The organism is Anaerococcus porci (genome assembly GCF_009696575.1).
Lineage (GTDB): Bacteria > Bacillota > Clostridia > Tissierellales > Peptoniphilaceae > Anaerococcus > Anaerococcus porci.
In genome coordinates this window covers 151,452-165,714 of the sequence record NZ_VULQ01000005.1, presented here as the reverse complement: position 1 = coordinate 165,714, position 14,263 = coordinate 151,452, and the positions used below count along the sequence as shown (strand labels likewise).

The 14,263-nt window shown below is 33.2% G+C and carries 8 protein-coding genes; 4 read left to right on the top strand and 4 right to left on the bottom strand.

Annotated features, from left to right (window positions below):
- The 3 genes from FYJ26_RS05705 to uvrB form a co-directional block, all read right to left on the bottom strand.
- A partial coding sequence (locus FYJ26_RS05705) for a Rib/alpha-like domain-containing protein (protein WP_154540530.1) occupies positions 1-4,937 on the bottom strand: 4,937 nt, incomplete at its 3' end.
- 510 nt (positions 4,938-5,447) lie between these two features.
- Positions 5,448-8,261: an excinuclease ABC subunit UvrA gene (gene uvrA, locus FYJ26_RS05700; protein ID WP_154540528.1), complete on the bottom strand. Its 2,814-nt coding sequence runs from the start codon at positions 8,259-8,261 to the stop codon at positions 5,448-5,450.
- Between the two features lies 1 nt (position 8,262).
- Positions 8,263-10,245 carry an excinuclease ABC subunit UvrB gene (gene uvrB, locus FYJ26_RS05695; protein ID WP_154540526.1) on the bottom strand — a complete coding sequence of 661 codons (1,983 nt, stop codon included), beginning with the start codon at positions 10,243-10,245 and terminating at the stop codon, positions 8,263-8,265.
- Between the two features lie 176 nt (positions 10,246-10,421).
- On the opposite strand from uvrB, the gene FYJ26_RS05690 reads away from it, so the two are divergent.
- From FYJ26_RS05690 to FYJ26_RS05680, 3 genes are all read left to right on the top strand, one after another.
- Complete coding sequence (locus tag FYJ26_RS05690; protein WP_154540524.1) at positions 10,422-10,727, top strand: ArsR/SmtB family transcription factor; 306 nt, start codon at positions 10,422-10,424, stop codon at positions 10,725-10,727.
- Between the two features lie 212 nt (positions 10,728-10,939).
- A complete protein-coding gene (locus FYJ26_RS05685) occupies positions 10,940-11,161 on the top strand; it encodes a heavy-metal-associated domain-containing protein (RefSeq protein WP_154540522.1) in 222 nt (73 codons plus the stop codon).
- Complete coding sequence (locus tag FYJ26_RS05680; protein WP_154540520.1) at positions 11,162-13,009, top strand: heavy metal translocating P-type ATPase; 1,848 nt, start codon at positions 11,162-11,164, stop codon at positions 13,007-13,009.
- A 39-nt stretch (positions 13,010-13,048) separates the two neighbouring features.
- On the opposite strand, the gene FYJ26_RS05675 is transcribed toward FYJ26_RS05680, so the two are convergent.
- Entirely contained in the window at positions 13,049-13,831 is a 783-nt protein-coding gene (locus tag FYJ26_RS05675) for a hypothetical protein (protein ID WP_154540518.1), read from the bottom strand.
- Positions 13,832-13,971: 140 nt separating this feature from the next.
- On the opposite strand from FYJ26_RS05675, the gene FYJ26_RS05670 reads away from it, so the two are divergent.
- Positions 13,972-14,247, top strand: coding sequence for a GNAT family N-acetyltransferase (locus tag FYJ26_RS05670; protein WP_154540516.1), 276 nt, complete (start codon positions 13,972-13,974; stop codon positions 14,245-14,247).
- The last annotated feature ends 16 nt before the right edge of the window (positions 14,248-14,263 follow it).

Below are 14,263 nucleotides of genomic sequence, written 5' to 3'. Positions count from 1 at the left end.
TCAGTAGGGTTAACTTTTGTTGGTTCGCCTTCTACTGTTGTTTTTGTTCTGTTGTCGTCTACACCTTTTGTGTGTCCTGTTACTGGAACTTCTTTTGTGATTTCTCCCTTTGGATTGTCTTCTGTCTTGAAGTCATCGTCTTGAATTGTAACAGTTATTGGTCCATCTACATTTGTTCCTGGTGTTACCTTGATTTCTCCTGTTTCTGGATCGACTTTTACTGGAATTTCTGTTCCGTCTTCATCTTTGGCTGTTACTGTTGTTGGTGTAGTTTCGTCTTGGTTTTTAACTGTTAAACCTGTTTTTTGTTCTTCGTCAGTAGGGTTAACTTTTGTTGGTTCGCCTTCTACTGTTGTTTTTGTTCTGTTGTCGTCTACACCTTTTGTGTGTCCTGTTACTGGAACTTCTTTTGTGATTTCTCCCTTTGGATTGTCTTCTGTCTTGAAGTCTTCATCTTTGATTGTAACAGTTATTGGTCCATCTACATTTGTTCCTGGTGTTACCTTGATTTCTCCTGTTTCTGGATCGACTTTTACTGGAATTTCTGTTCCGTCTTCATCTTTGGCTGTTACTGTTGTTGGTGTAGTTTCGTCTTGGTTTTTAACTGTTAAACCTGTTTTTTGTTCTTCGTCAGTAGGGTTAACTTTTGTTGGTTCGCCTTCTACTGTTGTTTTTGTTCTGTTGTCGTCTACACCTTTTGTGTGTCCTGTTACTGGAACTTCTTTTGTGATTTCTCCCTTTGGATTGTCTTCTGTCTTGAAGTCATCGTCTTGAATTGTAACAGTTATTGGTCCATCTACATTTGTTCCTGGTGTTACCTTGATTTCTCCTGTTTCTGGATCGACTTTTACTGGAATTTCTGTTCCGTCTTCATCTTTGGCTGTTACTGTTGTTGGTGTAGTTTCGTCTTGGTTTTTAACTGTTAAACCTGTTTTTTGTTCTTCATCAGTAGGGTTAACTTTTGTTGGTTCACCTTCTACTGTTGTTTTTACTCTCTCAACTATTGTTTGTTCTGGTGTTAGAGTATTTGTTGAATTATCTTTGTAAGTTAATGTTACGTTTCCATCGTCTTTAACTTCTACTTTTGTTGCTTCTGGATTTGCTTTCTTAACTTTTGCTTCAACTTCTTGTTTTTCTTCCGGTGTTAATTTCTCTTTGTTTTCAACAGTTGTCTTTTCTGGAGCTACTGCCGGATTCTTTTCAGCTTCTGTTTTTTCTTCTATTACGTTAATCTTTGTCTTAACAATTGTTGGTCCACCATTTTCTGTTGGATTTGGATAAGTTACTTTAACATTTACATCCTTTTCTCCAATTGAATTTGTATCTGGAGTAATCGGATCTCCTTTATCATCTACAAATTCGTATGTTGTTCCTTCAGGAAGTGTATCCTTATTTGCTATTGAATCTTTGGCATCAACCACAGCTCCCTTTTGTACAGTTTGTTCAGTTCCCTTTGGAGCATAGGCATCTTTAGCGCTGACTTTAAGTGTAGTATCTGTTGTTGGATAATCAGTTGGAACTACTTCTTTACCATCTACTGACCACTCTAAAGAGTTTCTACCAGTTATAGGATCAACATTTATTGTAGTCTTAGAACCATCTTTAGTAATCTCATTTATTAGATCAGAATATTTAACAGTTCCATCATTTTTGACATCATAAGCTTGTGTTCCAGTAATACTAGCAATATTTTTTCCACTTTCAAGTGTTACTCTTACATATCCTTGTGGTGTTTCTTGATTAGGGTCTGTTACTTCAATTATGTCGTCTAATTTTTCTACGTTGATTTTTGCTGTTGTAGTATCTGTTGTGTCGTCTGAATAAATTACTTTTACTGGAACATTTATAGTTTTTCCTGCATCTCCTGCACTTGGTGTATATGTTACAGCACCTGTTAGAGGATTAACACTAGCATTAGCTGGTGGGTTATCACCTAATTCAAATTTTGTTCCGTCTGGTATTGGAGTTGGAGCATTTTCAATATCTGTAAAGCTTGGAACATTAGTTGTAACTTCTTCTCCTACTTTTGCTTGTGTTTCTTCATAGTGAGGCTCATATGAAGTTGCTTTATCAGCTTGTTTTATTACTAATGGTACATGATCTACATGTCCTTCTGCAAATAGAACTTCTTCATTATTATCATTTAATTTATATATATCATATGTTACATCAACATTAGTTTTTTCTTGATCTGCATCAACAGCAACTGTTGGTGTTCCTGATATAGTATTATTTTCAGCTGTAAGACCTGCTATTGCACTTGTCAATTCAACTTTAACATTTTTAAATACATAACCGTCAATTGCTTTTGGACTTACAGTTTGATTGTATTCTTTTCCAACCATTCCTTCTGGAACTGGTGAATCAGTTATTAAATAACTATATGTTCTATTAGCTGAAAGAGCTCCTGATTGATCATTTACAGTTGTTGTAACTGTCACATCAAATTTTCCAGCTTCAGTTGGTTTACCACTAATAATTCCAGTATTGCTATCTATCTCTAAACCATTAGGTAATCCTTGAGCACTAAATGTTGCACCTTTTGTACCCTTAGTATCATGGGTAAAATCATCATATACTGAACCAATATATTTATCCACTATAACTGCAAATGAATCTACAGCTAAAAGCTCTGCGTTGTTACCTCTTGAGTCAACCCTATAAAGTTTTGCAGTATAAAGTTTGTTCTCTTTAACTCCACTTGTATCAAGTGTTGCTTCTGGTAATGCTCCTAGAGAATTTGGTTTTGAAATATCTTCTGACTTAACTTCAGCTCCCTTTTCATCATACCAAACTATTCTAAATGAATCTGGTGTATTAGAATATGGTAGACCTTGAGTAGATGTTTTTGCAATATCTCCTGGTGTTGCGGTATTTGCTCCTGCATCATAGTTTACGATATTAAATTTAATTTCAGCTGGTGCTAGGGCAAAGTCTGCTCTTAAGGAAGAGTTTGTCGCATTTGTAACTCCAGTGCTAAATCCTACTCCTGACCATCCACTATGGATACCATAGGTATTATGCATAAGTGTATATTGGTTATTATTATATGGAGTCATCTCACGTAAGTTATCTGCACCTTCTAATGATACAAATAGCCAATCATAATTTACATGCTTCTTTTGGTTTGTTGTAGCAGATGTTGTAAAACCACCTTCGCTTGCAGAATCTGCAACTTGTCCAAGTCTTGCAATTTGCTCATCAGTCCACCTATTCCAAATTTGTCCACTTGAAGGATCCCCTACTTTATAGGTATATTCTTTTTTACCAGCATCTGCATTTTTATAATCACCCCAAGTTCCCTTGAATTGAATCAAATACTTACCTTCAGCATTTGTTTGGGCAGAAACTGTTTCTGCAATCCATCTATCAGGATCAGTTGCGATTTGGGTTTTTATCCAATCTTGAAGTTGGTTTTCTAATGCTTTTGTCCATCCACTTCCACGTATATCATCAACTGACCTTAAACTCATTCTAGCTACAGTATCTTCACTATAGATTTGCTTTAAAGCATAATCAGAAAGATATGATGCCTTTACTGTAACACCTTGTGCTGGAGAAGTCTTATCAGCTACAGTATTCCATTGAACTCCACCAATTCCTGAATTATAATCATAGCTTACTGTTCCTTCTACAAAACCACCATCAGCTCTAACTTCAGTTGGTGTAGCTTCCTTATGCATATCTTCTTTTGGTTTTTCCATAAGAAGAACTTTCCAGTTATTATGAGTGTTTGATACAGTATCTGAACTAGCTCCACCTTGTGTTATTGGAAGTCCCGCATCTGGTATTACAACATTTTCGCCTGTAATATATTGGAGTTGATATTTTTCAGGAATTGTTTTTTCATCTACCCAAAACTTATATCTTTCATTTCCTCCTGATACTGTTGGATCAGCGTCAAATTTAATGATTTTTCCATCTGCAGCCAAGAATGGCTTAATAGCCAAGTGTATCCTTCCATCAGGACCTGATACTGTTGTATAGGTTGGGGAAACATAGCCACCATTTTCAAACCATTGGAAATATACTCTTACGCCTTCAACTGGAGTAAATGCTCCACCTGTAGCGGATCCTAAATTTAGGTTTATGTCTCCTGATGATTGAACTCCTACATATCCATGAACAGCATTTTTGGCATTTTTATCTGTAGTAGTATCTTCAGGAGCAGCAGCTTCTCTTGTAGCTATTCCATCTGTATTATTTGCTATCATTGAAGCGGCTCTTGGCACTCTTCTTTTTGCAACATTTGAACCAGCAGATTCAGTTGTTGCTTCTGTAGCTTGGCTATTAGCAGATAACTCATCGTTAGCTTCAACTGTAACTTTTATTTTAATTTCTTTTTCAGAACCATCTGAAAATACTATTTTAGCCTTAGCTATACTTTCTCCAATATTGTCTGTTTTTGCTGGAGTAAGTACTTCAAGTTTGGCATCTTGTGGTAGGTTTTCAACAGCATCTTTGTAGTTTATTTCTTGATTTTCCTTAACTATTATATCTTTAATGCTTGCATTAAAACTATCAGCTTGTTTTTTAACTACTTCTCCACTTGCTGTTTCAGCTTGTGGGGCATTTTCCTTACTTGTATTAAGCTCTCCTGCTGGTTGACTGTCTTTGTTAGGAGCAACAGCTTTCTCTGTGGTTGGATTAGCTGATGTTGCTTCACTAGTTTCTCCAGCTGGTGAAATCGCTTCTTTTGGCGTTTGATCCCCTTCTACCCCTGCATTAGTTTCTTCTGGTGCTGCTTGTTTTGGTGCTACATTTTCTGTTCCAACTTCTGCAGCATTAGAAACTGATGGAGTGAAAGCTATTAAGTAACCCATCATACAAGATACTAAGCCCACCGTTAGTTTCCTCATTGCATACTTAGGTTTTTTGTTTTGATTTTTAGACTTATTATTTTTAATAACTTCCTCAAATCCTCTCAAATTTTTCATATTTTTCCTTTCTTATCTGTAAGATAACTTTAATAATATCTACTTTAACCTAATTTTAGATATAATAGGTTAATTATATCCAAATTGACTTTGGTAGATATTATTTATAAATATTTTATAAGAAATATTGGGTATTGTCAGTGATAGTTAATAATAATCTTATCATGATTTATAAGATAATTTAGCTATCCTAACGCCTTATTTCTTTAAAAAATTATACCACATTATATAAGTTTAAGCCAAATATTTTTAATAATTATTGCAGGTCTTAAGTTTTTGAAAAAATATGCTTATTTTGTTTATATTTATTGACAAAAGATTTATTTTGATATTTCAAGATGTTTCTTGATAAGATTATTTTATTTAGAGATTATGTTCTAAGTCAATGAATAATTATTTATTTTATATGAAAATTTTGATTTTATTTATATTCCTCTTTATAATTTGTATAAAGGTTGTGCTTTTGAAATATTATATGAATATAGAAAAAACGCCATAAGGCGTTTAGTTCTATAAGACTTTTTTAAGAAATTGTCCTGTATATGATTTTTTACACTTGGCTATCTCTTCTGGTGTTCCACTTGCTACTAAGCTTCCTCCACCATCGCCACCTTCTGGTCCTAAATCTATTATATAGTCAGCTACTTTTATTACATCTAGGTTGTGTTCTATTACTAGTACTGTATTATTTTGCTCTACCAACCTATTTAAAACTTCTATAAGTTTATGGACATCTGCCATATGAAGTCCTGTCGTTGGTTCATCTAGGATATATAAGGTTTGACCGGTTGATCTTTTTGCAAGCTCTGATGCAAGTTTTACTCTTTGAGCCTCTCCTCCTGAAAGTTCTGTGGATGGTTGACCTAATTTTATATAGCCTAGTCCTACATCATAAAGAGTTTGTAGTTTTCTTATTATAGATGGATGGTTTTCAAAAAATTTAAGAGCATCTTCTACTGTCATATCTAAGACTTCTGATATGTCTTTTCCCTTATATTTTACTTCAAGGGTTTCACGATTGTATCTTTTACCATGACATACTTCACATGGTACATATACATCTGGCAAGAACATCATGTCTACTTTTATTGTTCCATCACCCTTACAAGCTTCGCACCTTCCTCCCTTTACGTTGAAGGAGAATCTTCCCTTGTCGTAGCCTTTCATCTTGGCCTCATTGGTCATAGCAAAAACATCTCTTATATTGTCGAAGAGTTTGGTGTAGGTTGCAGGGTTTGACCTTGGGGTTCTTCCTATTGGGGATTGGTCTATAGATATGATTTTATCAATTTGATCAACCCCTTCTATTGAATCGTGTTTTCCTGGGTGGGTTTTGGTCTTATTTAACTTTTTTGTTATTGATTTATAAAGTATTTCATTTACTAGGGATGATTTTCCAGAGCCTGATACTCCTGTTACTGCTGTAAATGTTGATAAGGGAAATTTTACATCTATGCCCTTAAGGTTATTTTCTCTAGCATTTTTAACTTCTATATATTTATCCCAATTTCTTCTTTTTTCTGGTACTGGAATCTTCTTTTTGCCTGATAGGTAGGCTCCTGTTATAGATCTTTTTTCATTTTCTATGTCTTCTAGACTACCCTTGGCAACTATCTGTCCACCATGAACACCTGCTTCTGGTCCTATATCTACAAGATAGTCCGCAGCCTTCATGGTATCTTCATCATGTTCTACTATTATTAGTGTGTTTCCTATATCTGTTAAATCTCTTAAAGCTTTAATCAATTTATTATTATCTCTTTGGTGAAGCCCTATGGAAGGCTCATCCAATACATAGCATACTCCTACAAGTCCTGAGCCTATTTGGGTTGCAAGCCTTATTCTTTGACTTTCCCCTCCTGAAAGGGTTGCCGCAGACCTTGATAAGGATAGGTAACCTAGGCCAACATCTTGCAAAAATTTAAGTCTTGCCTTTATCTCATTTATTATAAGTTCTGCAATCTTTGCTTTCATTGGTTCAAGTTTTAGATTATCAAAAAACTCTATTGTTTTATCCACAGACATATTAGCTATATCTGATATAGACATCTCTCCTACCTTTATAGAAAGAATTTCAGGTTTAAGTCTTGCCCCATGGCAAGTCTTACATTCTTCTTCACTCATAAAATCTCTCATTCTTTTCTTTTGGGTATCTGAGTTTGTCCTTTCATACCTATCGGATAGGTTTTTTATCGCTCCTTCAAAATGTCCTGTGAATCTTTTTCTACCCGAAAAATGACTGTCAAACATAAAGGAAATTTCATTTTTTGTTCCATAAAGTATTTCATCTATCATTTCCTTTGGAGCATTTTTAATTGGTTCATCAAGGTCAAAGTTATGATTTTGAGCTATGGCTTTTATCATTTCATTATAATAAGTTCCCTTAGCACTTGTGGCATATGGGTCTATGGCTCCTTGGTTTATGGATAGGCTCTTGTCTGGTATTACAAGCTCTGGGTCGATTTGTAGGTGAAAACCTAATCCATTACACTCAGGGCACATACCTTGGGGTGCATTAAAGGAGAACATGTTTGGTGTAATCTCTGGTAAAGAAACATGACCATCTGGACAAGCAAGTTTTGATGAAAGCATAAAGTCATCTCCCCCTATTACATTTATCTCAACTAAACCTTCTGTAAGCTTGAGTGCTGTTTCTAAGCTATCTGCAAGTCTTGATTCTATGCCTTCTTTTATTACTATCCTATCTACTATTATAGATATGTCATGTTTTTTGGTTTTAGAAAGTTCTATATCATCTTCTATCTCATAAGGCTGTCCATCTATCATAACCCTTACATATCCCATTTTTTGAATATTTTCAAGCTTTTTTTTGTGTTGCCCCTTTTTTCCCCTTACTACTGGAGCAAGGATTTGAATACGAGTTTTATCATCTAATTTTAGAATCCTATCTACCATTTGATCTATAGATTGGGCCTCTATTTTTTTACCACAAACTGGGCAGTAAGGATCACCTATCCTTGCAAATAAAAGTCTATAATAGTCGTATATTTCTGTAACTGTTGCCACTGTTGATCTTGGGTTTCTGTTTGTTGTTTTTTGATCTATTGAGATAGATGGGGAAAGTCCTTCTATAGAATCAACATCAGCCTTATCTAGGTTTCCCAAAAATTGCCTAGCATATGAAGATAGGCTCTCCACATATCTTCTTTGACCTTCAGCATAAATTGTATCAAAGGCTAAAGTGGACTTTCCAGATCCGGAAAGTCCAGTAAATACAATCATTTTATCACGAGGAAGAGTAAGATTTATATTTTTTAGGTTATTTGTTCTTGCTCCCCTTATTACTATTTTATTTTCACTCATTTTACACCTCTGCTAACTGTTTTTTCATCTTTGTTATTTGATCACGAAGCCTTGCTGCCCTTTCAAAGTCTAATTCTTCCGCAGCTTTATACATTTCTGCTTCCATATTGATTAGAATAGTATCAATTTGATCTGATGAGAATTCATCTCTGATTTCTTGGTCTTTTTCTTCAGCAGACTTGGTAACTTGGATAATTTCCGAGATATTTTTCTTTATGGTTGTTGGAGTTATACCATGCTTTTTGTTGAAGTCTTTTTGGATGGACCTTCTTCTTTCAGTTTCGGCTATGGCCTTTTTCATAGATTTGGTAATCTTGTCTGCATACATAATTACATGACCTTCTGAGTTTCTTGCTGCTCTTCCTATAGTTTGAATAAGAGAGGTTTCGCTTCTTAAGAATCCTTCCTTGTCTGCATCTAGTATTGCTATAAGAGAAACTTCTGGAAGGTCAAGACCTTCACGAAGGAGGTTTATTCCGACTAAAACATCAAACTTTCCTAATCTCAAATCTCTTATTATTTCACTACGTTCTATGGTTTTTATATCTGAGTGAAGGTATTTTACCTTGATTCCATTTTCTGACAAATAGTCTGTCAAATCTTCTGCCATTCTTTTTGTTAGAGTAGTAACAAGGACTCTTTCTTCTTTTTCTATAGTTTTATATATATTTTCTATTAAATCATCTATTTGATTTTCAACAGGTCTTACATCTATCTTAGGATCTAAAAGCCCTGTTGGTCTTATAATTTGCTCTACAACTTCTCCACCAGTTTTTCTAAGTTCATAATCTCCTGGTGTTGCTGATACGTAAATTGCTTGTTTTATGAGTTCTTCAAACTCAGGAAATTTTAGTGGTCTATTGTCAAGGGCTGATGGAAGTCTAAATCCATAATCTACTAAGTTTTGCTTCCTTGACCTATCTCCTTCATACATTCCTCCAACTTGAGGAATTGATACGTGAGATTCGTCTACAAAAAGGATAAAGTCATCTGGGAAGTAGTCTATAAGGGTATAAGGTCTTGAACCTGCTGGTCTTTGGGACATATGTCTTGAGTAGTTTTCTATACCCGAACAAAATCCTATCTCTTCAAGCATCTCTATATCATAGTTTGTTCTTTGTTCAAGTCTTTGGGCTTCTACAAGTTTATTTTCATTTTCAAGCTCAGCTAGCCTTTCTTTTAATTCTTCTTTTATAGTAACAATGGCAGCTTCTGCTTTCTCACTTGTTGTAGCATAGTGACTTGCAGGATAGATGTAGGCATGGGATATATGGGATTGGATTTTGCCTGTTAGAGAATCAAATTCTGAAATCCTATCTATTTCATCACCAAAAAATTCTACTCTAATAGCTTTTTCATCATTTCCAGCTGGGAATATATCAAGTACATCTCCTCTTTTTCTAAATGTTCCACGAGAAAAGTCAAAGTCATTTCTTACGAATTGCCTATCAATAAGTTCTTTCATGACTTCTTCTGGGCTTATCTCTTGACTTGGTCTAAGAGATAGGACTAATTTTCTATATTCTTGAGGATCTCCCAAACCATATATACAAGATACACTTGCTACTATTATTACATCACGCCTTTCAAAAAGGCTCATAGTAGCCGAGTGACGAAGCTTGTCAATCTCATCATTTATAGATGAGTCCTTAGCTATGTAGGTATCAGTTGCTGCAACATAGGCTTCCGGTTGGTAGTAATCGTAGTAGGATACAAAATATTCTACTGCATTGTCTGGGAAAAATTCCTTAAATTCTGTAAACAATTGGTAGGCAAGTGTCTTATTATGGGCAAGGACCAAGGTTGGTTTTTGAACCTCTTGAATAATGTTAGCCATAGTAAAGGTCTTACCTGAACCTGTAACTCCTTGGAGTATCTGGTGTTTTTTACCTTTTTTTAATCCATTTACAAGTTTTTTTATAGCTTCAGGCTGATCTCCTTTTGGAGAATAGTCTGATTTTAGGATAAATTTATTTTCTATCATATAACACTTCCTTATATAAATAAATATAATAAGTCATTAATCGTCCTATTTAGTATACACTTTAATAGTTTAATTTCAATCTTTTCACTAGGGATTATAAACTGGATAAGTTTGCCGATTAGCATACTTTCTGCTATAATTTTTTATGGGTAGATATTCATATGAAAGGATGTAATATGGGAAAATTATTAAAAAACATATCTGACAATGACTTGTTTGATTTGGCGGATTTATTTAAAGTTTTTTCTGACTCAACAAGGATAAGGATACTCTATTCTCTCTTTGATGAAGGAAAAAATGTAAATACGATTTCAACAGAACTTGAAATGACTCAATCTGCTATAAGCCACCAACTAAGATATTTAAAGGAAACAAACCTAATAAGTTCAAAAAGAGCTGGTCAGTCAATGATATATTCTTTGGCAGATGACCATGTGAAGACAATAATAAAAATGGGACTTGAACATTTATGGGAGAAATAATATAGCATTATATATTCATTTGATAAAAATAATCAAATATTTTTATTTTATGCAGTAATAGTAGATGAATTTTGTAGGCATTTAAGCGATTTTAGTCAATGATTTTCACATAATTATTAAAATATATATAATTCAATTTTAAAAAATTTAGCTTTTTAATGATATGTCCCTTTTGTTTCATTATATGAGCTAGGTTTTAGTTAGGAGCAATTATGAAAAAGAAATATAAAATAGAAAATTTAGGGTGTCCTTCTTGTGCATCTAAGATGGAAGATAAAATAAAAAAACTCGATGGTGTAAAGGATGTAAATATTTCATTTATAAGCCAAAAGATGAAACTTGATTTAGATGATGGTGTCGATATAGGCTATATTTTAGAAGAGTCATCTAAGATTATAAAGTCCATAGAATATGATGCAAAGTTGGTTTATTAAATGGAAGTTTTCAAAAATATGTCAAAAGAAAACAAGGTCAATCTTCTAAGACTCTTGTTTTTTACTATTATTAGCTTTATTTTATATAGGTATTATAGTCATGTAGGCAAGAAGTTTTCTATTGTTATGGGCTTTTTGATTGTTTACCTCCTACTTGGTGGGGAAATTTTTCAAAGAGGGATTTATTCAATCACCCATGGCAATAGTATGGATGAAAATTTTCTTATAACGATAGCAACTTTTATAGCATTTTTATTAGGTCAATATGAAGAAGCCTTGGCTGTGTTGATTTTTTATTCTTTTGGAGAAGTTTTTGAAGATATAGCTACAGATAAGTCTAGGGATAATATAAAATCCCTTATGGATATAGTTCCCCAAAAGGCACAAAAGGTAAATCCTGATGGAACTTTTACAGAAGTTGACATAGAAGATATAGAAATAGGAGATATAATACTTGCCAGTGATGGTGAAAAGATTGCTGTTGATGGAATTGTTATAGATGGTGAGGGACTTTTGGATACTTCCTCTCTTACAGGAGAGTCTTTGCCAAAATCTATTAAAAGTGGTTCTAAAATTTTATCATCTTCAATTCTTTCAAGTGGCATTATAAGATATAGGGCCAGCAAGGTATTTGATGATTCTATTGCAAATAAAATTATTGAGCTTATCGAAGAATCTAATGAAAGGAAGTCTGATAGTGAAAGACTTATTACAAGATTTGCTAAAATATATACTCCCATAGTAGTAGCTCTTGCGACTTTTATCGCTATTGTCCCACCACTTTTGGGATTTGGTTTGAGGGAATATCTTCTAAGAGCTGGAACATTTTTAATTATAGCCTGTCCTTGTGCCTTGGTTATTTCGATTCCCTTAACTTATATATCAGGACTTGGTCTTGCTAGTAAGAATAAAATTCTTCTTAAGGGAAGCAATTTTTTTGAAAAGATTATGGATTCTGATACCCTTTTTACAGACAAGACAGGTACCTTAACCAAAGGAGAGTTTGATATAGAAACTATAGTCTACTACACAGATTATAGTAAAAATCTTATCCTTGATTATATATATAATCTTGAAAAACTTTCAAATCATCCTATAGCAAAATCAATTGTAAATAGCCTCAACAGAAACGATAATCCTTCCTATTTTATTGCTAGTAAAAATATAATTGGCATGGGAGTTTGGGCTAGAACTTATGAAAACAATGAAATAAAGATAGGATCTGCTGACTTTGTAGGTGAAGTTGATAATACTAATGGCAAGGCTGTTTATATGACTATAAATAATCTTTTGGTATGTAAGATTATCTTACAAGATAAGTTAAAAGATGATGCTAAAGAAACTATAGATGATATAAGGGAAAATTTCAATCAAATTGCTGTTTTATCTGGTGATGATGAAAAGGCAGTTATAGAGGTTGCTAAAGAACTTGGAATAGGATATTGTGCAAAACTTCTTCCTGATGAAAAGTTAGAGCTTTTAAGAGATGAACAAAAAAAAGGACACTCTGTTATATATTTGGGTGATGGTATAAATGATGGCCCTATTCTAAAAAGTGCTGATGTTGGTATTTCTATGGGACAAACTGCATCAGATCTTGCTATAGAAGCATCAGATATACTTATAGTAAATGGAGAAGTTTCAAAGATTAAAGATTTAATAAAGATTTCAAAAATAGTCGATAAGACTGCCAAAGAGAACTTATCTTTCATACTTTTAGCTAAAATAATAATACTTATCCTAGGACTATTTGGTTACGCTCCAATGTGGCTTGCAGTATTTGGAGATGTTGGGGTTTCTATTATAGCTACCTTATGGGCTATGAGGATTTTAAATAAAAAAATATAAAATTTTTAAAAGCTAGGCTAATTAATTAACCTAGCTTTTTTATACATTTCTTGTTATTGTATGATTATTGTCATATCTTTCTTCTGTAAAGATATCATCTTCTCTTTTTAAATCACCTTTATAGTCAAGGTAGTTATCTGCAATTCTCGCCCTAATTATAGGTCCTATAATCAAAAAGTATATAAAAAATAATCCACCAACTATAACTCCTATTCCCAATGTAGTCATAGGGTCATCAGTTGCAAGAAAAAGAATTGTTAAAAGACCAGCTAAAATAGCAACTGGTATAAGAATATAAAGTAAATATACTGTAATTGTTTTTCCTAAAAGTTTTATACTTGTGCTAAATATATCTTTGATTGACTCGCTTATTGGTTGGTTTTTGTTTCTAGGATCTACTAAAATGTGATTGGTATAAGTTGTTAGTAGGTCAAAAACTATTGTTGCTAAATATCCAACAGAAGTAGCTGATAATAATGATAGTGGATTTTTACTAATAACTGATAATATTGCTCCTGTTCCTAATAAATACGTTATTGCTGTTGATATAAGTAAAACTAAAAGGTTGATTATAATAACTTTTCCATTAATTCTACTTACTTGATTAAGATAATCCCCAACTCCACCAGTTCTATTATTTATAAGTCCTGCAGTAATCAAAAATGAAGAAAACAAAGTAATAATACCTCTTATAAATCCTACTAAAAAGTTTGATTCATTTAGGTTAAGTAATGTCATAATTACATAAGATGCTAGACCACTTAAAATAGCAAATATCATATTAACTATAAACACTGAGCCATAGCTATATTCTCTTTTCATATTTATTTCCTCTCTATTTCTAAAAATTCATTTTTATATTTATACCCACTAAAATTAATATTAAAAATCTATATATAATTAATTATAATCTATATATTATTGTTGCTAATCTTGGGTATATACTATAATGAGGTGATATAATGGAATACAAAATTAATGAAGAAGAAAAACAAGTACAAGTTTTTGATGGAAATAAGAAAATAGGCCTTATAGATATGATTTTTAAGGGAAATGTTATAGATGCTGTCCATACTGGAGTAGAAAAAGAATATGGTGGTCAAGGTATAGCAGGAAAGCTTGTAGACAAACTTGTAGATTATGCTCGAGAGAATAATAAAAAAATCATCCCTTCTTGTCCTTATATAAGAGATAAGTTTGAAAAGGATGACTCATATGATGATGTTTATCTTAAATAGCTAATATAAGGGCTGT

Bases quoted from the DNA above. Each gene is read 5' to 3' on its own strand.
- uvrA (WP_154540528.1), bottom strand. From the start codon at position 8,261: ATGAGTGAAAATAAAATAGTAATAAGGGGAGCAAGAACAAATAACCTA.
- uvrB (WP_154540526.1), bottom strand. From the start codon at position 10,245: ATGATAGAAAATAAATTTATCCTAAAATCAGACTATTCTCCAAAAGGA.
- FYJ26_RS05690 (WP_154540524.1), top strand. From the start codon at position 10,422: ATGGGAAAATTATTAAAAAACATATCTGACAATGACTTGTTTGATTTG.
- FYJ26_RS05685 (WP_154540522.1), top strand. From the start codon at position 10,940: ATGAAAAAGAAATATAAAATAGAAAATTTAGGGTGTCCTTCTTGTGCA.
- FYJ26_RS05680 (WP_154540520.1), top strand. From the start codon at position 11,162: ATGGAAGTTTTCAAAAATATGTCAAAAGAAAACAAGGTCAATCTTCTA.
- FYJ26_RS05675 (WP_154540518.1), bottom strand. From the start codon at position 13,831: ATGAAAAGAGAATATAGCTATGGCTCAGTGTTTATAGTTAATATGATA.
- FYJ26_RS05670 (WP_154540516.1), top strand. From the start codon at position 13,972: ATGGAATACAAAATTAATGAAGAAGAAAAACAAGTACAAGTTTTTGAT.